Source organism: Mesorhizobium sp. B3-2-1 (assembly GCF_006439515.1).
In the GTDB taxonomy this organism is placed as follows: domain Bacteria; phylum Pseudomonadota; class Alphaproteobacteria; order Rhizobiales; family Rhizobiaceae; genus Mesorhizobium.
In genome coordinates, this window is sequence record NZ_VFTI01000017.1 from 39,533 (window position 1) to 65,218 (window position 25,686).

Genomic DNA, 25,686 nt, shown 5'->3' on the forward strand with positions numbered 1-25,686 from the left:
TCGCGTCTCTCTGCGCCTGCGATCTTCACACCCGAGAACCTCATCAGGCCGGTCACTAGAGGACATAGGAAGCGCACGCAAGAGCAGCCGGCTGCACAAAAGGATCCCGTCCACAAGAGGATGACCGGGTCTCCTCAGTGATTGGCCATCCTTGCAAGGGCTTGTTGATAGGCGTAGCTCGGCGTCTCGCCGAGTCTTATCAATGCGATGTTGTCCTGGATTTCCACACTGCCGGGTGCCGGCCACACGGGCATCGTTGAAAGGTGGGCTATTGTGCTATCGATTTGATCCGGGGTCGGGCCGGTCAAATTGGAATAGCCGAGCAGCTTCATATAGGAGGCGATGCGCCAAGGATTGCCGCCGTCCCACTCGAAGAAGGAGTAACCGACGGTAGAGGCGGGCGGTCTCGGATAATTGGTCACAAATGGGCGGGAGCCGAATATGCTTAAGACGTAAGTGCGTTTTGCGTCGAAGCCAGGCGTGTTGGACAGCCTCTCATAGATGGCCCCGGCTATGAGGGTATCGTGCTTGTCCACCAAATAGCTGGACGCCTGACGATAGTTCTGGATGACTTGGATCTGGAAAAGCGCCACCGCCAGCAAGATCGCGGATGCGAAACGGATTCTAGAATTTCCGCTTGTCACCGCGACATAGGCGAGCAGCCACACCGCAATCGGCACTCCGACTAGGCTCCTGACCGGCATGCTGCCGGCAGCGAGGAAATGAAGGCCGAAAGGAACGACTAGTGCGGCGACTGCTGCTGTCGTCAACAGTAGCCTTGCGTAGGGCGACTCCGTTAAGAGTGTCCAGCCACCCAAGACCAGCAGGAGTGGGATTGCCCAAAGCGCGTTATCATAGGTGCCATGGCGAACGCCATAGACTTCTCCTATCGACTCGAGCACCCGTCCAACAACCACAATCGGATGTTGAAACAGAAAACCAGGCTGGGAAAGCGAATCGAAATACGCGTTGCTGCCGGAGACGAACGATCTGAAAACGGCGTTGCCGATGACATAGAACATGGTCGCGCCAACCAACAGGATGGCGACGCGAAACAGGTCTTTCACAAAGGACTTTCTGGTGTCAGTCCGTGCTTGAAGGATTGAAATCGCAATGCCCAACACGAGAATCGCCGGCGCGAAACTCTGATAGATCGAGATCGCAAGACCACCGGCCGTCACTGCGCCGAGGAAGCGTCGGCTGAGCGGCGAAACATCGTTTTTGCAGATAAGCCAAAGCGCGAGGGCACTAGCGAACAGCCCGATACCGACAGCGGCGATGTTCGAATAAAACTCGACGATGAAGAACCATGTCGGGAAGCCGCAGAAGATGGCAAAGCAGGCATACTCCGCGATGGAGAGTTCGCGCTTGTCGATGATGTCCATTATGAGGAGATAGGCGGCCACGCAACCGGCGCCGAAGACGGACGGCGTCAGGAACGGCATCACCGGGTGGGGAAGAAGAAATCTTTCGATCAGATAGGCTCCCCACCGCCCTTGAATGATCCAGATTGACGGATCCGTCCTGAAAGCGGTCAGTTCCTCGTCAATCGACAGCGAAAAGGAAGCCAGTTCCGAGAAGTACATGGCGACAAAAATCACAAAAAGAGTAATTGCCTGTCGGACGGTGTTTGGGCGCGTCAGCATGATCGGCGGAGTATCCATCGAGAAATCAAGAAATTGAGGATGGTTGTAACTGCAAGGGTGGCGAAGAATGCCGCTGCGGTGCTTTGCAGGGCACGCTCAAGCGCCTTGAGGGTTGCCAAGCCAATCACGAACACGATGGCGATCGAGCCGCCGATCGCCAGTCGGGCCGCGAAGCCAGTTCGCCCTCCGGGAAAGACGCGATTGGGATAGAGCACCATCACAAACACGAGGCCCGCTAACCATGCGATCCCATAAGACAAACTCGAAGGGAGCATGGTGAGACCGGCGAAATATACAAGGCTGGTCAGCGCGGTGTTGAGCCCCCCGGCGACAAGGAAGCGGACAGCATCTCCGCCAATGCGATCAGCGGCCATCCTGCCTAACCGTCTCTAGGAAATTCGCATAATCCCTAATGTAGTCACCAGCATCATAAGGATGCGAAGCCAAGACAAGCAATGCCGTATCCGGTTGAAATTTATACTGAATTCCCCAGACGCCGGGCGGGATGTAGAGGCCGATCGAAGGTTCGGTGAGCGAAACCTCTTTCCTGTCATGGCCATCATCCACGACGACGGAAAGGCGGCCATGAGCAGGGATGAGGAATTGGTGGCATTCCCGATGCGCATGCTCGCCCCTGACCTTGTCGGAGGGCACTCCGTAGACCATGAATGAGCGGACCGGCTTGAAGGGCAGGTTCGAGCCGAATTCCAGCGGAGCGAGTTCGCCCCGCAAGTCGCCGAAATGCGGCAGCCGCCAAAGTTCGCTGCCACCGACTCCGAGCGACATCTTCTCGCCGACTGCACCGGGGAAGGTCTGCGTCATCGTCGGCACGATTCGCGGACCGGTCTGGTAGCCCACAATGATTGCGGGATTTCCAACCACGACGGCATTGGCGGGCACGTTCTTGGTCACCACGGCGCCGGCACCGATCATCGCATCGCGGCCGATAACGATGCCCGGCAGGATCGTCGCGTTGGCGCCGATCGACGCCCCGTCTTCGGCCGTCGTCAGCAAGAACGTGTCGGGATATTGCTTGGAGCGCGGGAAACGATCGTTGGTGAAGGTCGCATTCGGGCCGACAAACACACGATTGCCGAGGCGTATTCCGTCCCACAACTGGACACCGCTTTTGATGGTCACATCATCGCCGACGATCACGTCATTCTCGATGAAGACCTGATCGCAGATGTTGCAGTTGGAGCCGATCACAGCACCCGGGAGCACGTGGGCGAAGGCCCAGATGCGTGTTCCATCGCCGACACGGGTGCTTTCGCAGATGCCACGCTCGTGAACGAAAAACGGCTTGTCGGTCATTTGGCGGCTCCGTCAACGATGCGGCTGATGATCCTGAGGGGGCGCGACTTGGTGTTTTCAACCGCCCGCCAGAGATAGCAGCCGAGAATGCCCTGAACCAGGAGACTGGCTGAGCCGAAGCCCGTGATCAGCAGCACCAGCGTCGTGTAGCCGGCGGGGTCGATATTGCCAAGCAGGCGAGCAATCACGGTAATGGCCGCAAACAGAAGGCTTAGCACACAGCCTGCAAACCCTACCCATAGCGTGAGCATGATCGGAAAATCGGAGAACGAGAAAATGCTGTCCATCATGTAGCGGAACCGCCGTGCCATGCCCCAGGCGCTTGTTCCGTGCTCTCGTTCGCGCCGGCGGTAGGGCACGAAGTCCCGCCTGAAGCCGACCCAGAACAGTTGCACCACGAGCGAGCTGTTCGGCTCTTCGATCGACAGGATCGCTTGCAGCACCTGTCGGTTGCAGGCGAAGATATCGACGCCGCCACTCGGCATGCTGGGCAGGACCAGCCTGCGGTAGGCGCCCCAGAAAGCCCTGGAGAGAAATTTGGTCAGGGGCGGATCACTACGCCCGGTTCGCTGACCAAACACCACGTCCGCCTCATCCTCTTGCAGTTTGGAAAAGAATTCGACGATCAACTCCGGCGGTTCCTGCAGATCCGCGGCCATGGCGGCGACCTGGACGCCTGACGCATGTTCAAGCCCGGTCCGTATGGCGGTGAACGAGCCAAAGTTCCGGCTATGGAAGATGATCTTGTAATCGTAGCCCGAGCCCTTCAGCTCCCTTACCAGCAGGGGGCCGGACTCATCGGGCGATCCGTCGACAACGAAGACGAACTCGATGTCGCCCTGGTATCTGGAATGGAAATTAGCGACCGCCTGCAAAAGGGAAGGTATGTTCGCTTGATTCCTGTAGATCGGAAAAACGATCGAGCGTGTCGTCACCTTGCCTCCCACTCACTCAAGGCCAGGCATACTCTTTCCACTTCGCTTTCGGTCATATCCGGATAGCACGGGACGGAACAGAGACGGTTGACGCTGGCTCTTGAAACCGTGAGGTTTTCCACCCCTTTCATGGGCAGTTCGGCCCAACCGACCTGGTCGCAATCCAGCACAGGATAATGGATGTCTGTGTCAACGCCACGCTCTTTCATGAATGTTCGGAATGAATCCCGGTCGTCGCACAGCGCGACGGCGAGGTGCGCGACAGCGCCAACTCCTCCTTCCACGAACTGCAATCGACGCCCGGCGACCGACTTGTACCGGTCGAGGATGGCGCGCCGTTGTTCGTTGCGATTATCCACGTCGCCGAGCAAAACGTCCAATATCGCGGCCTGAACTTCATCCATGCGAGAGTTTCGGCCGTTGGGCACCCCGACGTGATATTTTGAACTCCAGCCATATTGCTGCAACTGCCGTATGTGCGCCGCGGCGCACACATCGGAAGTGAGAACGGCGCCGCCGTCACCCATGGCCCCGAGATTCTTGGTTGGGTAGAAGCTGAACGTGGAGATATCTCCCAGCGACCCCACCACATCGCTGCCGATCCTTGCCCCGTGTGCTTGGGCGCAGTCCTCGACAATTGGAATGTGCGACAGACCAGCATCGGCGAGTCCGGCTCTAATGGCCCGAACGTCGACAGTGCCGCCATAGAGGTGAGTAACGACGATGGCAGCGGTGTATGCGTTGGCTGCTTTGAGCGCTGACTGAAGATCCATGAGCTGGCTGGCTGGCTCAATATCGACGTAGTGCGGGATAAGGTCGTTGTGCCAACATGCGCAACTGGCATAGCCGCCAGCATTTGCCACTACGAGAACCTCGCGCCCGCGCTGGCCGTTTCGCTTGGCAACAGCGGCCAATGCAAGTTCGAGCGCATCGGTGCCGTTGGCGACGAGGACGCATTCCGAAACACCTATGAACCTTGCAAAGTTTGTTGCAAACTTCCTGCCCATCATGCCGTTGAGCCACCATCCCGAACGTAAAGTGCTGGTCACCTCACGCTCCAGCTCAACCTGATGGCGCTGGTACAGGCGCTTCAGATCATTCATCGGAACAGAGTCTTGTTTCGTCATATGTCGATCTCACTACCCGGTATGCGGAAGATTAGGCTTTGGCCGCCTTTCCAGCACGCTTAACCAGCTCCGTCGTCAGCGATTCTATCCGACCGCTCTTGAGCGTCAGTTTCTTCGTACACACACTTTGTATGAGTGCCTCGCTGTGGCTGGCCAGCACGATGATGCCGGCCTTTTCCGCCAGTTCGTCCATGCGCCTTTTGGCTTTCTCCTGGAAAGAGGCATCGCCAGCGCCAATCCACTCATCCATCAACAGAATCTCGGGGTCAAGCGCGGTCGCCGCTGAAAAGGCCAGTCTCGCGGCCATGCCCTGGCTGTAGGCCTTGAACGGCAGATCGATGAAATCTCCGAGCTCACTGAAGGCGATGATGTCCTCCATCTTCTCTTCGATCTCGGCTTCCGTCCATCCGCTGATTAACCCGCGCAGCACAATATTCCGGCGCCCGGTGGCCTCCCGTCGAAAGCCTATGTTGATGTTGAAGAGAGCGTCGACCTTGCCTTCGATCGCTATGCTTCCCCCGGAGGGTTCGTAGATTCCATAGAGCACCTTGAGAAGCGTGGTTTTGCCGGCTCCGTTCGGGCCGACAAGGCCTAACCGATCCCCGGCACGGAGTTCGAAACTGACGCCATCGAGCGCCTGCACGAACTGCTTTCGGCCCGAGCCCTCAATTCTACCGCCAGGCCCACCCACGCGCCGATCCGGAGCGGACAGGGTCAGCTTGTCGTGCAGCTTGTAAACAAGGCTGACATTATCCAGCTTGATAGAGACCATGGAAAAACTCAGATGAGGAAGACGACTTGTTTGCGATATCGGCCGAGCAGCAGCAATGCTATCGCCCAGGTAACCAAGGATGCCATGATGGTTACGGCGAAAGCATGGGCTGGAAATTCTCCATTTATGACCGGCAGACGGACGATCTCCAGGAAATAAGTGAAGGGGTTCCATTCGTAGGCATATTTCTGGACAGGGTCTTGGCCCTTGTTCATCCAGAAGACAGGCGTGAAGAACATGCCGACGCGCAGCAGGTTGCCAACGATGAACTGGCTGTCAGGGAAAAAGGCTCCAAGAAACGCGAAGACAGTGATGAGAGGGGGAGTGGCGAACAAGATCAGGAACAATCCTGCCAGGGACCACAGCCATGGCATGCCGAGATGGGAGCCGCTGAATAGTAGAATGACAACGCAACCTACGATCGCATAGCCGGCCCTAATAATAGACTGCAAAGCCAATCGCATGACATACACAAACAATGGCAGCGTCGTACCTTCGATGAAGCTCTCCTCGCGTTGAAAGAGCGCCACGCTCATGGACATTACTTCCATCAGGTAGAACCACACCAGAAGGCCGATCGCGACATAGGCGGCATAACCAGCGGCATCCTTGCCTGCGGGCTGGAACACGAAAACAAACGTTCCCACAAAGGCAACGTAGTTGACCAAGAGCCAAAGCGGCCCGAGTGTCGTGCGTCTGTGCTGGTCGCCAATGTCTTCATGGGCCAGCGCGACCCAGACCCGGTGTAATTTCATGGCTTTTGAGATGTCGTCAAAAGCGCCGTTTAGTGCCGCAATCATAGCTGGGAGTGTCGCAATCTGTTGTTTCGGCGCATTATCCTTCGCTGGCCATAGCGAACCACCAAGCCCCTCTCTAATAGTCATTTCGATGGGCATATGGCAACGCATTGCGTCGTAACGAGGTCTAAAGCAGAGTCAACTGCGGCAAAACTGGACACATGCTGATGACGTGCGGTCGTTTGTAAGCAATGTCTAATGCCGGCCTCGCAGCAGTTTTCCGCGAATGGGCTTCATGCTTTCCGTTGACCACTCGTTCTCCACAAAAAAAACATCTGGCTATGCCTCGTCCCCCGCAGTATGCGATACAGCAGGCGGGGGCCGGAGATGCTACTTGGAAGTGTACGAATGATTCTCGTGTTCACACTTTGCTGGTGGTTTCGCCGACAGCCCGGAGTTTAGTACTGCCTAATGAATACTTCCCTGGAAGCTGTGTTCGGACTCAGGCCCGGTATGCGGCGCGCCTTCATCATGGTCCAGGACGTGGTCATGGTCCTGGTCGCGGTCGCGCTCAGCCTCGTCCTGTCGCGGTCGGATCTTTCGTTCGGGGCGCTCTCCACGGAGGGGCTTGTCACCTGGGCAAGCATCGTGCTCATCAGCCATCTTCTGTTCAGATATTGCGGCCTCTACACCACGGTCTGGCGCTTCGCCTCGACGCCCGATTTCTTCAACATCCTGAAGAGCTGCGCGATCCTGACATTCGTGCTCTACGCCGTTTCGCTGGTCGTGCGTTCCTTCCAGCCCGTCGCGGGCCTCAACGAGCGCCAGTTCATCGTCTTCCTGCTCGTATCCTTCACCATCATCTCGGCGCCCCGGCTGTTCTACCGCTTCCTGCGTGACGGCGCGAGCTGGGGTATTTTGAACGGCAAGGCCGACAAGACACGGACCAAGCAAGCCCTGTTCGTCGGGCGGCTGGGCGAGGCCGACCTCATCATTCGTTTCACACGCACGGCGCAGCCCGCCGAGCATTCCATCGCCGGCATCATGGCGACCGAGCGTGGCGCGCCGCTGGGCACGCGCATTCAAGGGGTTCCGGTGGTGGCGACCCGGCCGCGCCTGATCGATGTCCTGGAGGATTATGCGACCGGCAGCAAGAGCCTCGATCTGCTGATCTTCGGCAGCGGCGCCGAGCATGAGATCGAGGAATATTCCGAGCTGGTCCGCGTCGCGCGTCACGGCGACATTGGGGTCGTGCAGTTCGCGGGGCTTTCGCAGGTGGGCCAGGACGGAAAGCTCGTTCTCGATGCCGTCGAGATGGAGACGATCCTGCGCCGCCCGACGGTGGCGTCCGACATCGAGCGCATCGGCGCCTTCGTCGGCGGCAAGCGCGTCCTGGTCACGGGAGGCGCCGGCTCCATCGGGCGAACGCTGGTCAAGCGGTCGTTGGAGCTTGGAGCCGAGGCCGTGCTGGTCGCCGACAATTCCGAATTCGGCATCTTCCAGTTGAGCCAGTATGTCGACGAGAAGGACCATGATCGCCTCAAGGTCCGCATCGTTGATGTCGCGGACAGGCGCCAGATGACGCGCGTCGTCGCGGAGTTCAAACCCGACATCCTCTTCCATGCCGCGGCGTTGAAGCATGTTCCGTTGCTGGAGGAGAACTGGGAATCGGCCATCCAGACCAATGTTTTCGGCACGCTCGTCTGCGCCGAGGTCGCCGCCAGATGCGGCGTGGCGCAATTCGTCATGGTCTCGAGCGACAAGGCCGTCGATCCGACCTCCGTGCTCGGCATGACCAAGCGGGCCGCCGAACAGATCGTCAGCGCCTTGCATGGAACGCCGGCCGGCGAACCGGACGGGCGCCGCGCCGCCACCAAGTTCATCGCCGTGCGCTTCGGCAACGTCTTCGGCAGCAATGGCTCGGTGGCGACCATATTCCAGGCCCAGATCGAGGCCGGCGGGCCGGTCACCATAACGGACCGGCGCATGACGCGCTATTTCATGACTGTCGCCGAGGCCGTCGACCTCGTCATCATGTCGGCGGCCGATGCCGCGTCGCGGCCGGCCGACCAGGACTACGCCGTCTACATGCTCGACATGGGCAAGCCCGTGCCGATCGTCGAGGTCGCCGAAACGATGATCCGCATGGCGGGAAAAAGCCCCTATACGGACATCCCAATCCGCTTCACGGGCATCCGGCCGGGCGAAAAACTCCACGAGACCCTGCACGGCGAAGACGAGGAATTGGTCGAGCTCAGCATTGCCAAGATCTTTGGCCTCAGCACCGATGTCGCCCGGTGGTCGGATGTCCAGGCAGCACTCGCGGCGCTGCAGCAATCCATGAAGAGCCAGGACAAGGCGGCCTCGCTCACCATCCTGGCCGATCTCGACCGCGCGACGAAGACAAGGGCGAACGCGCAGCAGGACGCGGTCCCGAAGACGGCCGGGCAGGCGAGCTAAAGCAATTCCAGGAAAGTCTGTATTTCGTGGCTCGGAAAACCTCGCGCGCAAGGCGTTTGACATCGGTGGATAAGACAGATCTGCGCATTGCGGTCCTGATGGCCACGAAGGACGGCGCCGCCTTCATCGACGAGCAAATACAGTCGCTGCTCGCGCAGTCCCATCCTCTGATCGACCTCTGGGTATCCGACGACGGCTCCGTCGATGGTACGGCTGCCATCATCGAAGCCTGGAAGCCCCGCTGGGCAAAGGGTCGGATAAATTTGGTGGAGGGGCCGCGGCAAGGCTTTGCCGCCAATTTCCGGTCGATGATCCTCGACCCGCGCATCGATGCGGATTGTTACGCCTTCAGCGATCAGGACGATGTCTGGGAGCCCGACAGGCTTGAAAGCGCCCTTGGCTGGATGCAAGCATTCGACGCGGCGCAACCGCTGATGTTCTGCTCGCGAACCGCGACCATGACCGAAACCGGAAGCCTGGTCGGCCATTCGCCGCTGTTTGGCCGCCCGCCGACCTTCCGCAACGCGCTGGTGCAGAGCATTGCCGGCGGCAACACCATCCTGCTCAACCGTGCCGCGCGCGATCTGTTGGCCAGGGCCTCCGCCCGCACCGGTTTCGTCAGCCACGACTGGTGGGCCTATCTTGTTGTCACCGGCGCCGGCGGCGTCGTCCGCTACGATCCGCGGCCATTGGTACGCTACCGCCAGCATGCGGCAAACCTGGTCGGCGCCAATGCATCGTGGCAGGCGCGGATCTCGCGGCTCGGCCGCCTGTTCAAGGGCCAGTTCGCGGACTGGACCGATGTCAATCTTGCCGGCCTTGCCGTCAATCGCGATCTCCTTACGAAGGAGGCGCTGGCATGCCTCGACCTGTTCGCGAAAGGTCGGCAAGGCAGCCTTTTCCAACGCCTTGGCGCGCTGCGCAAAAGCGGCGTCTATCGACAGACTTTTGCCGGGACGCTCGGGCTCTATCTCGCCTTCGTGCTGCGTCGTATCTGAATATCGAGACGGCGTGGCGCGCTTGGTCAGGAAGGCGACCTCGTGCTACCGCGTGAAGCCCTGGCAGGGAGCCCTATCGGCCACTCATGAAGACAGACAAGAAAATCTTCGATCTCGCCGGTGCGGCTGTGCTGCTGGTGGCAACCTCTCCCATTCTGTTGCTTGCCATTCTTGCCGTCCGTGCATCGTCACCTGGCCCGGTGATTTTTTCCCAAACGCGGGTTGGCCGCGAAGGCGCGCTCTTTCGCTGCCACAAGTTGCGGACGATGTACCAGGGCACGCCATCCTTGCCCTCGCATGAAACCCCGGTGAGCGCCGTGACATCGGTTGGAAAGGGCTTGCGGAAATTCAAGCTCGACGAGTTGCCGCAGCTCTGGAATGTCCTGCGCGGTGAAATGAGCCTGGTTGGGCCGCGCCCCTGCCTGCCGACCCAGACGGAACTGATCGAATGCCGCAGGCGGCTGGGGGTTTTGCGGGCTCTGCCCGGGATGACAGGCTTGGCCCAGATCAGGGGCATCGACATGTCGAACCCGCAACTTCTGGCCGAAACCGATGCCACCTATCTCAGGACCGCGTCGTTCTGGCTCGACCTTCGGATCCTGTTTGGAACGCTCTATCGCGGCTGAACTGCCGCGCTATCTCGGTCAGCCGCTCCAGAGTGCTGGTTTCCGGCGCCCAGCCTTCCGAGGCAAGCAGCGAAGGGTCGCATATCTGTGTCGCGGTCAGGCTGTCCCAGACCGCCCGCTTGCCAAGCAGTAAGGCGGCCGCCCGCATCGGCCCGGCCGGCACTGTCATCAGGCGCGTGGGCCTACCGAAACCGCGGCGAAAGGCACCGATGATGGCAGCGACGGAAACCGGCGGCACGTCGCTGGCGGTATAGATCTGACGAAGCGGCTGCGAATGGCAAAGCAGATGCCACACCGCCCGTGCCGCCGATTGCGATGACAGCAGCGAGCGGTTTGCCGTCAATGCGCCTGTCGGCATCGGCAGAGCCGTATCGGCGAGCCGCATCAGCGTCACCAGGTTTCCTTTCATGCCGATCCCGTAGACTGGAGGCAGCCGCAATATGGCGGCGTCTGTGCGGCCATGCGAGGCATAGGCGCCCAGCACCGCGATTTCCGCTTCGCGCTTCGAGCGCCCGTAGGCGTCTTGCGGTTCGGGGACCGTGTCTTCGTTGATCGTTGCGCTGGCACGCGCGCCGATCACGGCCCGGACCGAGGAAAGATGGATGAACCGTCCGCTTGCCTGCGTGGCTGCGGCATGCGCCAAACGTGCGCTCAATTGCGCGTTGGCTGCCAGAAAATCGGCTTCGGTGGCATTGCCCTGGTCATTGTTCAGACCCGCGCAATGGACGATATCCGTAACGTCCCTGGTCAGCGCCAGGAAAGCCGCGGCCGGTGCATCGAACCCCGGCATCGGCACGGCGTCGGACCCCGCATCTAGTCTCTCCGGCTGGCGGGAGGCGAGGCGAAGCTCAACACCGGCCTCACGAAGCCGATGGACCACCTGACGGCCGATGAAGCCCGTCGCGCCTGTAACCAGGACTTTCATCGTCTTGCCCGGACCGGCTATTGGGCGACTGGCGGAGATGCCAGGCCTTCCACTGCTGGAGCGGCGTGGCCTTTCGCAGGTGACATCGCCTGGATTTCCACCAACGCAGCTTGGCGCCCACAGGCAAGATATGTTCCCGACACCAGGAAGACCATGAAGACCGAGTCCAGAATGTCATGGCCGATCAGGATGCCCGTCATTCCGGCGGTCAGATAGGTGATCACGACGGCGACAATCATGGTGGCGCCAAACCGCTCGATCGGATCGGTGCTGTCGCGAAGGACCCGGGCGGCATTTCTGGCGGCAACCACAAAGATCGCCGCCAGCGTCACCGCACCCAGGATCCCGGCCTGCACCAAGGCGGTCAGGAAGCCGTTGTGGAAATGATTGAAACCTTCATCCATCCCGAACTGATCCTGAAAGCCCTGCTTGATCAGAAGCCGGGTGGCACCCACTCCATGTCCGAAAAATGGCATCTCACGAAATGCCTTCAGCCCGATATCCCAAAGGGCGACGCGCGATCCCAAAGCTGTCGCGTAGTCACCGTGGGCCGCCAGCGCATCCCAGTCGGAGTGCAGAAATTCGACACGCCCCGCTATCGTCTGGAACCCGAAAACCGCGATCGTGACGGCGATCGCGGCCAGCAGCAAAAGCACGCGAACGGCATTTCTACCTCTCAGCCTCTGCTGGTTGATCAGCAGAACGGCGATACCGGCAATCAGCAGTGCCAGCCAGACAATGCGCGTACCGGAGTAGACGATGGCGATCGTTCCGCCGAGTGCGGCGCAGATGAGGGCGATCCTGTATCTCTCTATGCCGGATAGTGCAGCGGCCACGCAGGTTACCACCGCAAGGCAGAGGACCTCAGCGAAAACGATAGCATTCCCGGCCCCGCCCTCGGCGCGTATACCAAGCCGATACTGCTGGTAGACCGCCAGCAGCAACGCGCCAAAACAGGCCGCCATGCTGGCCAGCACAATGATGCGGACGAGCATTGTCTTTTGCGAAATGCTCCAGGTCGAATAGGAGATGGGAAAAAACAGAAAGGTGATCAGCGGGATAAGATGCCGCGCGTCCTTGACGATCGCGTGGTTGACGAGGGACGCCAGGACATTGCTTGCGCAATAGGCATAGATCGCGATCGTCAGCGCCATCATCGCCCGGTCGACATTGAAGCGTCTTCTCTTCAACGCAATCAACAGGACGGACCACAGGCCGCCACCATTGAACGCGAAGCTGACCACCGATCCCAGGACCGGAGGGGAAAAGAAGCAGAGAATGGAGAAGTAGATATTGATCCGCGAAGGCGTGAATTGCTGCCTTATGGATGAAAGCCGGTTCAATTTTCGGACCTGCTATCCAGAGAAATTTTATGCGGCACATCGTGTTTGGTCAAACCGAATGCGCTCGCCTCGAAACTGCCCCATGCTTCATCACGCACTTGCCCGCTCTCGAAAAGCGTATAGCGGCTGGGTCGCTGTTTCGATAGTGCGCCAGGATCGATTGCCGCCGAAATCCCGCAGTCGGGCCCAACTGACCCCTGCAGCGTCGCTGCAGCGTCCCTTACAGGCAATATTTTCCCTGCCTTTTCCCGGCCGGAGGGCTTTCAAGCAGAAATTTCCGGGTTTTGCCACAAGCATGGAAAATTCATTCCCGAACGGACTGCTGCCGGGCTCGTCTTGCATTGTTCTGGGCCGCGACGATCTGCTAGAACGCCCGCACGAAACACTTTGTCCAGAAGCGAAGCTTGAACCGGGCGCAAAAGGCTCGATGATTTGATGCAGGATCTTCTGTTGCAAGGCATGAGAGAACGCTCACGGTCCATGATATCAGCGCTTACGCATCTGCAGCGGCTTGAAGCCGAATCCATTCACATATTCCGCGAGGTCGCGGCCGCCTTCGCCAAGCCGGTCATGCTCTATTCCGTCGGCAAGGATTCGTCGGTGCTGATGCATCTGGCGATGAAGGCGTTCTATCCGGCCAAGCCGCCATTCCCCTTTCTTCACGTCGACACCACCTGGAAATTCCGCGAGATGATCGCATTTCGCGATCAGATGGCGCAGAAGTTGGGCTTCGACCTTCTGGTTCATGTCAACGAAGACGGCGTGCGCGACAACATCAATCCGTTCGATCATGGTTCGAACACCCATACCCATGTGATGAAGACCGTGGCGTTGCGCCAGGCGCTCGACAAATACGGCTTCGATGCGGCCTTTGGCGGCGCCCGTCGCGACGAGGAGAAGTCGCGCGCCAAGGAGCGCATCTTCTCTTTCCGCAATGCCCAACATGTATGGGATCCGAAGAACCAGCGGCCCGAAATGTGGAAGATTTTCAACACACGTATCGCGCAGGGAGAATCGATCCGCGTCTTTCCCTTGTCGAACTGGACCGAACTCGACATCTGGCAGTACATTCTGCAGGAAAACATCCCGATCGTACCGCTCTATTTCGCCAAGCAGCGGCCGGTTGTCGAACGCGATGGCATGTTGATCCTCAAGGACGATGATCGCATGAAGCTGCTGCCTGGCGAGGTCGTGGAGGACCGGTTGGTGCGGTTCCGCACGCTTGGCTGCTATCCGCTGACCGGCGCCATCGAATCCGACGCCGACACGCTCGAAGCCATCGTTGGCGAGATGCTGACGGCACGCACATCCGAACGGCAGGGTCGCCTGATCGACCGCGATGAAGCCGGTTCGATGGAAAAGAAGAAGCGCGAGGGGTATTTCTGACCATGCGCCACATCATGGCAAAAAGCCTCGCTCCCACGGACGGCGTCCGCGATTATCTGTCCGCGCAGGAGAAGAAATCGCTGCTGCGCTTCCTGACCTGCGGTTCGGTGGATGATGGCAAGTCGACGTTGATCGGACGCCTGCTGTCCGACACCAAGCAGATTTTCGAGGATCAGCTCGCCGCGCTCGAACGCGATTCGCGCAAGCACGGCACGACGGGCGACGACATCGACTTCGCGCTGCTGGTCGACGGCCTAGAGGCTGAGCGCGAGCAGGGCATCACCATCGACGTCGCCTACCGCTTCTTCGCCACGCCAAAGCGCAAGTTCATCGTCGCCGACACGCCCGGCCACGAACAATACACCCGCAACATGGCGACCGGTGCCTCGACCGCCGATCTGGCGATCGTGCTGATCGATGCCCGGCAGGGGGTGCTGCGCCAGACAAGGCGCCATTCGATCATCGCCTCGCTGCTCGGCATCCGCCACATCGTGCTGGCGGTCAACAAGATCGATCTCGTCGATTTCGACCAGGCGGTCTTCGACGGGATTGTCGAGGACTACGGACAGTTCTCGCGCGATCTCGGTTTCCAGACCATCGCGCCGATCCCGATGTCGGCCCGCTACGGCGATAACGTCAGCGCCCGCTCCCAAAACACGCATTGGTATTCCGGCCCGACGCTGATCGAGCATCTCGAAACCGTCTCGGTCGACGAAGCCACGGCCGAGTTGCCGTTTCGCTTTCCGGTTCAGTACGTCAACCGCCCCAATCTCGATTTTCGCGGTTTTGCCGGCACCATTGCGTCCGGTACCATTGCGCAGGGCGACGAGGTCGTCGTCGCCAAATCGGGCAAGTCCTCGCGTGTCAAACGCATCGTCGCCTACGGCGGCGATCTCAAACAGGCGGTGGCCGGCCAGGCCATAACGCTCGTCCTTGACGACGAGGTCGAGGTTTCCAGGGGCAACATGCTGGTTTCGCCGGCCGCACGGCCGCAGGTCGCCGATCAGTTCGCCGCCAACATCGTCTGGTTCGACGAGCACGCGCTTCTGCCGGGCCGGTCTTACATCCTGCGCACCGAGACCGATCAGACCAGCGCCACCGTCACCGACTTGAAATACCGCATCAACGTCAACGACTTTGCCCATGAGGCGGCCAAGTCGCTTGAGATGAATGAGGTCGGTATCTGCAACATTTCGACGCGGGCGCCGATCGCCTTCGATCCGTTTGGCGAGAACCGTACCACTGGCGCCTTTATCCTGATCGATCGCATCAGCAACGCCACGGTTGGCGCAGGCATGATCGTGCACTCGCTGCGTCGCGCCGAAAACATCCATTGGCAATCGCTCGATGTCGGCAAGCGCGTGCGCGCCGACATGAAGAACCAGCGGCCCGCCGTGTTCTGGTTCACCGGGCTTTCGGGCTCCGGTAAGTCGACCATCGCCAACCTGTTCGAGAGGAAGCTGTTCGCCACTGGCCGCCATACCTATATTCTCGATGGCGACAATGTCCGTCACGGTCTCAACCGCGACCTCGGATTCACCGACGCCGATCGCGTCGAGAACATTCGCCGCGTCGCCGAAGTGGCCAGGCTGATGGCCGACGCCGGGCTGATCGTCATTGTCTCCTTCATTTCGCCGTTCAGCGCCGAGCGGCGCATGGCCAGGGAATTGATGGCAGATGGCGAGTTCATCGAGGTGTTTGTCGACACGCCGTTCGAGGAATGCGCCAGGCGTGATCCGAAGGGCCTCTACGCCCGCGCGCTGAATGGCGAGATCAAGAATTTCACCGGTGTCGATTCTCCTTACGAGGCACCGGAGAAACCGGAGATCCATCTGAAGACGCTCGGCAAGTCGGCTGAAGAGATGGTAGATGCCCTGGAACACTGGCTGAACGAGCGTGACATTGCCGAAGACCAATATGACAATGGCGGCGGCATCTGACGACACGTCGATGCTTGAAATCTTCGAGCGGCTGGCGCTAGCCGCCGGGCGCGAGGTCATGCGTGTGTTTCACGCCGGCTGCGCGGTCGACAGCAAATCGGATTCCTCGCCGGTGACCGAGGCGGACCGCGAGAGCGAGAAGATCATTCTCGCCGGCCTGCGCGCGGAATTCCCCGACATTCCCTGCGTGGCCGAGGAGGAAGCGGCGGCCGGTGTCATGGCGGGCGAACTTGGCGAGGCCTTCTTCCTCGTTGATCCGCTTGACGGCACCAAGGAATTCGTCAACCGGCGCACCGACTTCACCGTCAACATCGCGCTTGTCCGCCATGGCGTGCCGGAAGTCGGCGTCGTCTTCGCGCCATGCAGCGGCCGCTTCTTTTCCGGTCTGCCGGGCAGGGCGGAAGCCCTCGAAGTCGATGGCGACTATCAGATCGTTTCTCGCCGGCCGATTTCCGTGAGAACGGCCGCGACGCCGCTGGCCGTGGTTGCCAGCCGCTCGCACAATACCCCGGAAACCGAAGCCTATATTCGCGACCTTGGTGCCGCCGAAATCGTCTCGGTCGGTTCGTCGCTGAAATTCTGCCTCCTCGCCAATGGCGAGGCGGATGTCTATCCGCGCTTCGGCCGCACCATGGAATGGGACACGGCGGCGGGTGACGCGGTGCTGCGTGCCGCCGGCGGCACGACACGCACGCTGGACGGCAAGCCCTTGGCCTATGGCAAGCGTAACCAGGGCGATGACGAGGACTTCGCCAATCCGCATTTCATCGCCAGCGGCAGGATTGCAACCGGAGGACGTATCGAACGTTGAGGTGCCTCCGTCGATGACCTATCCTGTATCGGCGTTCCCTGAGTCGGTAGTTGAATGTCCTTTTTTCAGAAATGCCATACCGTCATTTTGGGCGGGTTTCCGGTATGGACCAGCAGTCGTGACGAAATAGTCCTTAGGATGTTGCTGGGCCTCTACGCCCTCTCTCCCGCCCTTTTCGTCTTCATCGAAATGTCTCCGACGGCCCTGGCACTTGTCGCGGGTGTCATGGGCGCTCTTGCCCTTTTGACGAAGGGTGCACGCTTTGGCCGGGCAACGACAGGCCTTGCCGTCACTCTGGCCCTGTTGTCCGGCTTTGTCCTGTCGAGCGCCCTGTGGTCGGTCAACCCGAGCCGCTCTCTCATGGCGGCGAAGGACGTCTTTGGCTACTCGGTCGCCGCCATCCTGCTGTTCGAGTGCATTCTGGCGCTTCCGAGCGCTCAACGCGACCGGCTCGCGCGGGTCTCATTGGTCGGCATGCTGATCGGCCTGGTGTCGGTGATGGGTTGGGAACTGTATTTTGCGTTTTTGACCGAAGATCCACGATTTGTGGGAAATGTTTTCACCCTCCACAAGATCACGGTCTACGGAGCTTTTTTTGCCGTCATATTTCTTACCCAGCCGAGGCTGGTCTGGAAGGGGCTCGCGGCTCTCTTTGCCGTGCTGACATTGTTCTACGGTCAATCGACCGGCGTCAATCTGGCGATTGTCTTCGTGGCGGCGATGTTTGTCATGCCCGCGAAATACCGCCAACACGCCTTGGTCGGATTCTTCGCCGTCTACCTGTCTCTTGCCCTGATCGCCCCCTTCGTCGTCTCGCCGCTGTTCGCCTACCTCAAAACGACGGGATTGCTGACTTTCTATCCAGGAACGTTCGCCGCGCGCCTTGATCTTTGGCAGATGATCTCGCCCCACATTGCGGAGCAGCCGTTTCTCGGCCATGGCGCCAATACGATGAGAAACGCGGTCGGGGTAGTCGTGAGTCCAACATATTATGCGCAGATGGATCTCCCAAGCGCACACAATATCGTATTCGATTTGTGGTACGAGTTGGGAGCGTTGGGCATCATTGTGTACGGGCTGCTCCTGGGAGCGATCATAAGAATGATCGGCGGTTTGAGCGGCCCCGGACATTTCATAGCCAGCAGCTACCTGATCATAGCTGTGGTCGAACTGTCGGTCGACCATCGGATCTGGTTGTCATGGGTGCTGGGCACTTTGGTCTTCACAGCGGGCATCTGCATATTGCAGTGCCGTTCCGTGACCCGGCCGGGAATGGAAGACCGGATCGCAAGACGCGCGGCGAGCTTCTCAAAATAACGGCGCGAAGCGCACGTCCTGCGCCCCGCCACCCTGTGCCGACGAGGTGTCGGCCTTCTGGTATCCGACGCCTATTCGGCCGCGGCCTGCGCCGAGTTCGAGCCGATATAGTTGCGGATCGTTTCGATGATCCGGTCTTGGTCGGTCTCGCTGAGATAGGGATGCATCGGCAGGCAGAGGATACGTTTCGGCAGGTCCTCCGAAACGGCAAGACCGGTCGGTGTGCGCGGATAGTCGCGATAGGCGATCTGCTCATGCAGCGGCTTGACGTAGTAGATGACAGACGGGATGCCCTTTTCGCTCAGATGCGCTCTAAGGCCGTCGCGTTTGGGCGTTTCGATCGCGTATTGCGCCCAGGCCGAGCGGCTGCCATCCAGGTTGCGGGCGGCGGTGACGATGTCGCCGAGGCCTTCTGCGTAGCGCTGGGCTACCACCTGCCGCGCCACCATTTCTTCCTCGAGGATAGCGAGCTTCTCGATCAGGATTGCCGCCTGCAGCGTGTCGAGCCGTGAATTGATGCCGACGCGGATGTTGTCGTACTGCGTCTCGCCCTTGCCGTGGAAAGCAAAGGAACGCAGCGCGTCGGCCAGAGCATCGTCATTGGTGAACATCGCGCCGCCGTCGCCATAGCAGCCGAGCGGCTTGGCCGGATAGAAGCTGGTCGAGCTGACATGGCCGAACGCGCCGCACATCCTGCCTTCTAGCGAGCCACCCATGGACTGGGCGGCATCCTCGATCACCAACAAGCCTTCGCGATTGGCGATAGCCATGATCGCCTCATAGTCGGCGGCAAGACCGAACAGGTCGACGGGGATGATCGCCTTCGGCTTCAGTCGGCCTTCCTTCTTGATGGCCGCGATCGCCGCCTCGAGGCTGGCGATGTCGATGTTGTAGGTCTTCGGATCGACATCGACGAAAACCGGCTCGGCCTTGGCCAGCGCCACCACTTCTGCCGTGGCGGCGAAGGTGAAGCTCGGCACGAACACTGCGTCACCTGGGCCGATGCCGGCGGCAAACAGCGGCAAAAGCAGTGCGTCGGTGCCGTTGGCGCAGGCAACCACGTGCTTGACGCCGACATAGGCGGCGAGCTTCTTCTCGAATTCGGCGACCTGGGGGCCAAGGATGTAGCGGCCATCCTCGACGACGTGGTCGATCGCGGCTTTCAGCCGGTCGCGGATTCGTTCGCGCTGCGCGCCAAGATCGATGAACTGCATGTCGGCCTCAATACCTGCCAATAACCGGCCCGCTGGTACCAGACTTGGCGCGGCTGAAAAAGCCGGCTGCGGACCGGGCATCGGGTGCAAGTGTCGCAGCCCGTTACCGTGTTTCGCCGGCGCATTGCCCCAAAAAGCCCGGAATCCGGGATTGGCGGTGCAATTCAGGCCATTTTTATCGCGGTTTTCCGGCGCATCGAAACATAAAGTGATCGCGCTGGAGAGTCGATCAGCCGATCTCGTGCCGCCAGGGCGGATTGGCGCCGGCTCGTGATACCGTCACGGCCGCCGCCTTGGCGCCGAGCGCCAAGGCCTTGCGGATGGCATCTTCGGACAGGCCGGAAATCGCGGCCTTCGTCAACAGGCCTTGCTCATGCAGGGAGGCAAGGATGCCGGCGTTGAACGTGTCTCCGGCGCCGACGGTGTCCACCACCTTCACCGTCTCCGGCATGACTGTGACACGGTGTTGCTTGCTGTAGCCAACGGCACCTTCGCTGCCATGCGTGACGACGATCAGCTTCGGGCCGCGGTCGAGCCAATTGCGCACGACATCCTCGTGCGAACCGGCTTCGCCGAACCAGTTTAGGTCTTCGTCCGACAGTTTGACGATGTCGGCCATCGCCATCATCTCCCGGATGCGTCCGAGGTGCTTGGCCTTGTCGGGGATGAAGTTCGGCCGGATGTTGGGATCGAGCATCATCACTCGGGCCTCATGCTCGCGCCGCATGAATTCCTCATAGGCCGAGCCAGCCGGCTCCGAGATCAGGCTGATGGCGCCGAACAGCATCGCCTCGATCTCGCCGCCGAGTTGCGGCAGGTCATCGATGGTCAGCATGCGCCCGGCGGTGTTCTCGTCATAGAAGGTGTAGGTCGCCTGGCCGTTGTTCAGCCGCACGAAGGCCAGTGTCGTCGGCCGGGGCGAGGTGTGCGCGTAGGTTGAACTGACCTTGCTTGCCCCGAGCGCCTCCCTGAACTGACCGCCGAACAGGTCCGACGACAGGCCCGAGAAGAAGCCGGCCGGCGCGCCGAGCCGGCCGAGCGCGATCGCCGTGTTGAAGACAGCGCCGCCGACATAGGGAGCAAAGGCCGGCTCACCCTGCGTGGTGGTGCGCGGCAGCATGTCGATCAAGGCTTCGCCGCAGCAGAGGATCATGGCTTCTTGGTCTCCGGCGGATAGATCACGCCCTTGCGGATGATGATGTTGGCGTAAAGCCGCGGCTCGCTTGTCGCGACGATGGCATGCGCAGATTTGACCCGTGCATAGAAGTCGGCGCCGGCCAGCGCAACCACCTTGCGGCCCGGCGCGCGTTTGGCGCAGATCGCCTCCATTTCACGATGGACAGGATCGGCAAGCGACGGATCGCCTTTCACCGAGGCGCGAAACAGCGCCTCCGGAACGACATCGTCGACCGGAAGCAGCGTAAGTACCGCGTCGAGTACGGGAATGAGGGCATGGCCGTCGGTCCGGATGAGGCGCCTTGCCTGGTCCTGCGCCGGATAGTTCCCGTCGACGAGGGCAATCTCGTCACCATGGCCCATGGCGCGCAATGTTGCCAGAAGCTCCGGACCAAGCAGCGCCGGAATCCCGATCAGCATTTCAGGCGCTCCTGGAGATCGTCGTCGAACCGATCAGGAAGCGTTCGGAAAGCGGCAGGCTGGCGCCGCCGAGCGCCCGGGCATGGATGCCCACGCTTCCCTCGCGGACAGCCGGAAGTTTCAGCCCTTCGCCGTCGATCGCGGCGATTGCCGTCACCACCGCCTCGACCAGCCTGTGGCGCACGGCCTTCGGCATCCAGCCGTCGATCACCGCGGCCTCGAAATCGATGACCGAGGACGCTGCGACGATGGCGTAAGCAAGCGCCTGCGAGGCGCTGGCGATCCACTCGTCGAGTTCGGCGCCGATCTCACCCCAATCCTCGGGTGAGGTCCACAGATAAGACGCCTCGACGCCACGCGCGTTGAGTGTTTTTTCGAGCATGGCGATCGAGGCCACGTCGATCAGCTGGGTCGGCTTTCCATCTGGCCCGGGCACGGGCATGGAGCCGAGCGCGCCGGCATTGCCGGTGGGGCCGCCGAAGAGCCGGCCGTTGAGCACGATGCCGCCGCCGGCAAAGGCGCCGATGTAGAAATAGACGAAGTCCCGTGCCGCGCCCGTCTGGCCGAAGACCAGTTCGGCGCCGCAGGCGGAGGTGGCATCGTTCTGCAGATAGACCGGAAAATCGCACTGCGCCTGGATGTCGCCCCTGATGTCGCGGTGGCGCCATTCGTCCATGACGTCGCGAGGCGCGCCGGCCGTGTCGGCCCAGTTCCACAGTTCGAATGGCATGGCGATGCCGAGTCCGGCAATGCGCTTGTCCTGCGTCGGTGTCAACTCGCCACGCATCGTCTTCATGCCCGCTGTGACGAACTCGACCGTCTCGCGTGGGGCAGGGTAGCGGTAGGAATGCTGCAGCATCGCGCGCACCTGCCCGAGGAAATCGATCAGCACGAGTTCGGCGCTGCGGCGGCCGATCTTGAGACCGATGAAGAAGGCGCCTTCGGGGTTGAGCGCCATGGGGATCGAGGGCTGGCCGATCTTGCCGCGCAAAGGCGCCTGGCGCACGAGCAGGCTCTCTTCCTCCAGTTCGCGCATGATGACCGAGACCGTCTGCGCCGAAAGTCCGGTCATGCGGGCGATGTCGGACTTCGCCAGACTGCCATGCTGGCGCACCAGCGAAAGCACCAGGCGCTCGTTATGGTCGCGCATGCCGCTCTGGTTGGTCCCGCGGTGAATGAGGCTCTCATTCGCTTCGGGCGAACCATGCCTCGCAGTGGCGGTCTCCACCCTGTTCCTCCCGTCGTTTCCCCGGCAATGCTTTTGGGCCAGAATGAGTGAAGCACGCAAGGCTGTCAATAATAAATAAGAGTGATTTAATTATTGACAGATGCCTTGGTCTGGTGTCTGTTTGATCGGGCATCCGCGCTGGGAGAAGTCGCTTGGATGTCGTACGGTGCCGGTTGGCCGGCATTCGAAAATGTTCCACTGGGAGGAAATCGTGACCAATACAAAATTGTTGAAGTCCACCGTTTTTGCGGCGGCCGCGCTGGGTCTGATGGCGTTCGCTTCGTCCGCATCCGCCGCTGGCGTCGGCGCCTGCCTGATCACCAAGACCGACACCAATCCGTTCTTCGTCAAGATGAAAGAGGGCGCGACCGCCAAGGCCAAGGAACTTGGCGTCGATCTCAAGACCTATGCCGGCAAGATCGACGGTGACAGCGAGAGCCAGGTGGCGGCGATCGAAAGCTGCATCGCCGACGGCGCCAAGGGTATTCTGATCACCGCCTCCGACACCAAGGGCATCGTGCCGACGGTGAAGAAGGCGCGCGATGCCGGCCTGCTTGTGATTGCGCTGGATACGCCGCTCGATCCGGTCGACGCCGCCGACGCGACCTTCGCCACCGACAATCTGGAGGCCGGCAAGCTGATTGGCGCCTGGGCGGCCGCTACACTGGGCGACAAGGCTAAGGACGCCAAGATCGGCTTCCTCGACCTGACCCCCTCGCAGCCGACCGTGGACGTTCTGCGCGACCAGGGCTTCATGATGGGCTACGGCATCGACGTGAAGGACCCCAACAAGATCGGCGATGAGACCGATCCGCGCATCGTCGGTCATGATGTGACGAACGGCAACGAGGAAGGCGGCCGCAAGGCGATGGAAAACCTTCTCCAGAAGGACAACACCATCAACGTCATCCACACCATCAACGAGCCGGCCGCGGTCGGCGCCTACCAGGCGCTCAAGGCCGTCGGCCTCGAAAGCCAGGTGCTGATCGTCTCGGTCGACGGCGGTTGCCCCGGCGTGAAGTCGGTCGCCGAAGGCGTCATCGGCGCCACCTCGCAGCAATATCCGCTGCAGATGGCCGCACTCGGCATCGAGGCGATCGCCGCCTTCGCCAAGGACGGCACCAAGCCGAAGCCGACCGAGGGCAAGAACTTCTTCGACACCGGCGTCAACCTCGTCACCGACAAGCCGGCCAAGGGCGTCAAGTCCATCGACACCAAGGAAGGCCTCGCCAAGTGCTGGGGCTGATACTGGCCTGACCGGAACAAAACCGATCGGCCGGGGGCTTGATCCCCGGCCGCATCGGGAGGACGATGCATCACTGTAAACGCGAATAATCCCGGCGGCAGACCGGAAGGCGTGGACGGCGTCAGCGCGTGGCTGAAGCCCTACGGGGAGGAAACATGGCTCAAGCTCAAGAATTCGAGAAGGTTCTCTCGGCCAGCGATACAAGCGTAGCCGCTTTCGACGATCACAAATCAGCCGTCAAGCGCATCCAGCATTTTCTGCATTCGACGCCGGCCGCGGTGCCGCTGATCGTGCTGCTTCTGTCGGTCATCATCTTCGGCATCGCGATTGGAGGACGGTTCTTCTCGTCCTACACGCTGACGCTGATCCTGCAGCAGATCGCCATCGTCGGCATTCTCGGGGCCGCGCAGACGCTGGTCATCCTGACTGCCGGCATCGACCTGTCGATCGGGGTGATCATGGTGATTTCGGCGGTGATCATGGGCAATTGCGCGGTCAGCTACGGCATGCCGAGCGTGCTCGCCGTGGCGATCGGGCTCGCCGCCGGTGCGGCTTGCGGGCTGCTGAACGGGCTGCTGGTCGCCTATATGAAACTGCCGCCCTTCATCGTGACGCTTGGCACCTGGAACATCGTCATGGCCACGAACTTCATCTATTCGGCCAATGAGACGATCCGCGACACCGACGTCGACAATCAGGCGCCGCTCCTGCATCTGTTTGCCCTGAGCTTCAAGGTCGGCACCGCGGTGCTGACGCTCGGTGTCATTGCCACGGTCGTGCTCGTGCTGGTTCTTTGGTACGTGCTCAACCACACCGCATGGGGCCGTCATGTCTACGCCGTCGGCGACGACCAGGAGGCGGCGAAGCTGTCGGGCATCCAAACCAAGAAGGTGCTGATGACGGTCTACGCCCTTGCCGGGCTGATCGCCGCTTTCGCGGCCTGGGTCTCCATCGGCCGCAACGGCTCGATCTCGCCGTCCGCCGCCGTCACCGACTACAATCTGCAGGCCATCACCGCGACGGTGATCGGCGGTATTTCTCTCTTCGGCGGCCGCGGCTCCATCCTCGGCACCTTGTTCGGCGCGATGATCGTCGGCGTCGTCTCGATGGGCCTCAACATGTTGGGCGCCGATCCGCAATGGAAAGTGCTGCTCACCGGCGTGCTGATCATCGGCGCCGTCGCCATCGACCAATGGATCAGAAAGGTTTCGGCATGACCCAGGAACCCATCCTCACCGCGCGCGGTCTGGTCAAGCGCTATGGCCGCGTCACCGCTCTCGACAATGCCGATTTCGACCTTTACCCCGGCGAAATCCTTGCCGTCATCGGCGACAACGGCGCCGGCAAGTCGTCGCTCATCAAGGCGATTTCCGGCGCGGCCGTGCCGGACGAAGGCGAAATCCGGCTTGAAGGCAAACCCGTCTCCTTCAAATCGCCAATGGAAGCGCGCGAAGCCGGCATCGAAACCGTCTACCAGAATCTCGCGTTGTCGCCGGCGCTGTCGATCGCCGACAACATGTTCCTCGGCCGCGAGATCCGAAAACCCGGCTTCGTCGGCCAGTGGCTTCGCATGCTCGACCGTCCGGCAATGGAAAAGCGCGCCCGCGACAAGCTCACCGAACTCGGCTTGATGACCATCCAGAACATCAGCCAGGCGGTGGAGACGCTGTCGGGCGGCCAACGCCAGGGCGTGGCGGTGGCCCGCGCCGCCGCTTTCGGCTCGAAAATGGTCATCATGGACGAACCGACGGCGGCACTCGGGGTCAAGGAGAGCCGCCGCGTGCTCGAACTGATCCTCGACGTGAAGAAGCGCGGCCTGCCGATCGTGCTGATCTCGCACAACATGCCGCACGTCTTCGAGGTGGCTGACCGTATCCACATCCACCGTCTGGGCCGTCGCCTGTGCGTCATCGACCCCAAGCAATACACGATGTCCGATGCCGTTGCCTTCATGACCGGGGCAAAAACGCCCCCGGAGGCAGCATTGGCGGCCTGAACTGCCAAGTTGCCGCAGGGTAAGCAGGCAGGGGTGTGCTCTAATCGATTGAAAACATGCTGCAATGCA

24 protein-coding genes are annotated in these 25,686 nt (G+C 60.8%); 11 read left to right on the forward strand and 13 right to left on the reverse strand.

What is annotated here, in order from left to right:
* Window positions 1-134 precede the first annotated feature (134 nt).
* The 7 genes from FJW08_RS18445 to FJW08_RS18475 are packed head-to-tail and all read right to left on the reverse strand — an operon-like array spanning window position 135 to window position 6,690.
* Entirely contained in the window at window positions 135-1,646 is a 1,512-nt protein-coding gene (locus FJW08_RS18445) for a glucosyltransferase domain-containing protein (RefSeq protein WP_181182963.1), read from the reverse strand.
* Entirely contained in the window at window positions 1,640-2,020 is a 381-nt protein-coding gene (locus FJW08_RS18450; RefSeq protein WP_140811785.1) for a GtrA family protein, read from the reverse strand. Before FJW08_RS18450 ends, FJW08_RS18445 begins: the two co-directional genes overlap by 7 nt.
* Window positions 2,010-2,960: a WxcM-like domain-containing protein gene (locus FJW08_RS33275; protein WP_140811786.1), complete on the reverse strand. Its 951-nt coding sequence runs from the start codon at window positions 2,958-2,960 to the stop codon at window positions 2,010-2,012. The genes FJW08_RS18450 and FJW08_RS33275 overlap by 11 nt, the downstream gene beginning before the upstream one ends.
* Complete coding sequence (locus FJW08_RS18460; protein WP_140811787.1) at window positions 2,957-3,895, reverse strand: glycosyltransferase family 2 protein; 939 nt, start codon at window positions 3,893-3,895, stop codon at window positions 2,957-2,959. Before FJW08_RS18460 ends, FJW08_RS33275 begins: the two co-directional genes overlap by 4 nt.
* Window positions 3,892-5,022 (reverse strand): DegT/DnrJ/EryC1/StrS family aminotransferase, encoded by a 1,131-nt coding sequence (locus tag FJW08_RS18465; RefSeq protein ID WP_140811788.1) that lies wholly within the window; start codon window positions 5,020-5,022, stop codon window positions 3,892-3,894. Before FJW08_RS18465 ends, FJW08_RS18460 begins: the two co-directional genes overlap by 4 nt.
* A gap of 31 nt (window positions 5,023-5,053) precedes the next feature.
* Complete coding sequence (locus FJW08_RS18470; protein WP_140811789.1) at window positions 5,054-5,794, reverse strand: ABC transporter ATP-binding protein; 741 nt, start codon at window positions 5,792-5,794, stop codon at window positions 5,054-5,056.
* An 8-nt stretch (window positions 5,795-5,802) separates the two neighbouring features.
* Window positions 5,803-6,690, reverse strand: a complete 888-nt coding sequence (locus FJW08_RS18475; RefSeq protein ID WP_246682417.1) for an ABC transporter permease — start codon at window positions 6,688-6,690, stop codon at window positions 5,803-5,805.
* Between the two features lie 312 nt (window positions 6,691-7,002).
* Between FJW08_RS18475 and FJW08_RS18480 the strand changes: the two genes are divergently transcribed.
* The 3 genes from FJW08_RS18480 to FJW08_RS18490 all read left to right on the forward strand — a co-directional run bounded on the left by FJW08_RS18480 (window position 7,003) and on the right by FJW08_RS18490 (window position 10,615).
* Window positions 7,003-8,991, forward strand: coding sequence for a nucleoside-diphosphate sugar epimerase/dehydratase (locus tag FJW08_RS18480; protein WP_181182964.1), 1,989 nt, complete (start codon window positions 7,003-7,005; stop codon window positions 8,989-8,991).
* Window positions 8,992-9,056: 65 nt separating this feature from the next.
* Window positions 9,057-9,989: a glycosyltransferase family 2 protein gene (locus FJW08_RS18485; RefSeq protein ID WP_140811790.1), complete on the forward strand. Its 933-nt coding sequence runs from the start codon at window positions 9,057-9,059 to the stop codon at window positions 9,987-9,989.
* A gap of 86 nt (window positions 9,990-10,075) precedes the next feature.
* Complete coding sequence (locus tag FJW08_RS18490) at window positions 10,076-10,615, forward strand: sugar transferase (RefSeq protein ID WP_140811791.1); 540 nt, start codon at window positions 10,076-10,078, stop codon at window positions 10,613-10,615.
* Here FJW08_RS18490 and FJW08_RS18495 read toward each other — a convergent pair.
* Window positions 10,554-11,540 carry an NAD-dependent epimerase/dehydratase family protein gene (locus tag FJW08_RS18495; protein ID WP_246682418.1) on the reverse strand — a complete coding sequence of 329 codons (987 nt, stop codon included), beginning with the start codon at window positions 11,538-11,540 and terminating at the stop codon, window positions 10,554-10,556. The genes FJW08_RS18490 and FJW08_RS18495 overlap by 62 nt on opposite strands.
* A 17-nt stretch (window positions 11,541-11,557) precedes the next feature.
* On the reverse strand, window positions 11,558-12,883 hold the full coding sequence (locus tag FJW08_RS18500) for an O-antigen ligase (protein ID WP_140811792.1): 1,326 nt from the start codon (window positions 12,881-12,883) through the stop codon (window positions 11,558-11,560).
* 82 nt (window positions 12,884-12,965) lie between these two features.
* On the opposite strand from FJW08_RS18500, the gene FJW08_RS18505 reads away from it, so the two are divergent.
* From FJW08_RS18505 to FJW08_RS18525, 5 genes are read left to right on the forward strand one after another with little or no spacing between them, the layout of a single operon-like run.
* On the forward strand, window positions 12,966-13,319 hold the full coding sequence (locus FJW08_RS18505) for a hypothetical protein (RefSeq protein ID WP_140811793.1): 354 nt from the start codon (window positions 12,966-12,968) through the stop codon (window positions 13,317-13,319).
* Window positions 13,320-13,363: 44 nt separating this feature from the next.
* Window positions 13,364-14,269, forward strand: coding sequence for a sulfate adenylyltransferase subunit CysD (gene cysD / locus FJW08_RS18510; protein ID WP_140763037.1), 906 nt, complete (start codon window positions 13,364-13,366; stop codon window positions 14,267-14,269).
* 2 nt (window positions 14,270-14,271) lie between these two features.
* The gene (gene cysN, locus FJW08_RS18515) at window positions 14,272-16,209 is read left to right on the forward strand and encodes a sulfate adenylyltransferase subunit CysN (RefSeq protein WP_181178758.1); all 1,938 of its coding nucleotides are present in this window, start codon (window positions 14,272-14,274) and stop codon (window positions 16,207-16,209) included.
* Window positions 16,210-16,219: 10 nt separating this feature from the next.
* Complete coding sequence (gene cysQ / locus FJW08_RS18520) at window positions 16,220-17,020, forward strand: 3'(2'),5'-bisphosphate nucleotidase CysQ (RefSeq protein WP_181182973.1); 801 nt, start codon at window positions 16,220-16,222, stop codon at window positions 17,018-17,020.
* 54 nt (window positions 17,021-17,074) lie between these two features.
* Window positions 17,075-18,337, forward strand: a complete 1,263-nt coding sequence (locus FJW08_RS18525) for an O-antigen ligase family protein (protein WP_140763027.1) — start codon at window positions 17,075-17,077, stop codon at window positions 18,335-18,337.
* Between the two features lie 71 nt (window positions 18,338-18,408).
* On the opposite strand, the gene FJW08_RS18530 is transcribed toward FJW08_RS18525, so the two are convergent.
* From FJW08_RS18530 to FJW08_RS18545, 4 genes are all read right to left on the reverse strand, one after another.
* Window positions 18,409-19,551: a DegT/DnrJ/EryC1/StrS aminotransferase family protein gene (locus FJW08_RS18530; RefSeq protein WP_140811795.1), complete on the reverse strand. Its 1,143-nt coding sequence runs from the start codon at window positions 19,549-19,551 to the stop codon at window positions 18,409-18,411.
* A gap of 229 nt (window positions 19,552-19,780) precedes the next feature.
* Window positions 19,781-20,704 carry a carbohydrate kinase gene (locus tag FJW08_RS18535; RefSeq protein ID WP_140811796.1) on the reverse strand — a complete coding sequence of 308 codons (924 nt, stop codon included), beginning with the start codon at window positions 20,702-20,704 and terminating at the stop codon, window positions 19,781-19,783.
* Window positions 20,701-21,147: an RbsD/FucU domain-containing protein gene (locus FJW08_RS18540; protein WP_140763018.1), complete on the reverse strand. Its 447-nt coding sequence runs from the start codon at window positions 21,145-21,147 to the stop codon at window positions 20,701-20,703. Before FJW08_RS18540 ends, FJW08_RS18535 begins: the two co-directional genes overlap by 4 nt.
* 1 nt (window position 21,148) lies before the next feature.
* Complete coding sequence (locus tag FJW08_RS18545; protein ID WP_140763015.1) at window positions 21,149-22,375, reverse strand: ROK family transcriptional regulator; 1,227 nt, start codon at window positions 22,373-22,375, stop codon at window positions 21,149-21,151.
* Between the two features lie 229 nt (window positions 22,376-22,604).
* Between FJW08_RS18545 and FJW08_RS18550 the strand changes: the two genes are divergently transcribed.
* The 3 genes from FJW08_RS18550 to FJW08_RS18560 all read left to right on the forward strand — a co-directional run bounded on the left by FJW08_RS18550 (window position 22,605) and on the right by FJW08_RS18560 (window position 25,617).
* Entirely contained in the window at window positions 22,605-23,621 is a 1,017-nt protein-coding gene (locus tag FJW08_RS18550; RefSeq protein WP_181178761.1) for a sugar ABC transporter substrate-binding protein, read from the forward strand.
* A gap of 155 nt (window positions 23,622-23,776) precedes the next feature.
* The gene (locus tag FJW08_RS18555) at window positions 23,777-24,838 is read left to right on the forward strand and encodes an ABC transporter permease (RefSeq protein WP_140763009.1); all 1,062 of its coding nucleotides are present in this window, start codon (window positions 23,777-23,779) and stop codon (window positions 24,836-24,838) included.
* The gene (locus FJW08_RS18560) at window positions 24,835-25,617 is read left to right on the forward strand and encodes an ATP-binding cassette domain-containing protein (RefSeq protein ID WP_015318692.1); all 783 of its coding nucleotides are present in this window, start codon (window positions 24,835-24,837) and stop codon (window positions 25,615-25,617) included. Before FJW08_RS18555 ends, FJW08_RS18560 begins: the two co-directional genes overlap by 4 nt.
* Window positions 25,618-25,686 lie beyond the last annotated feature (69 nt).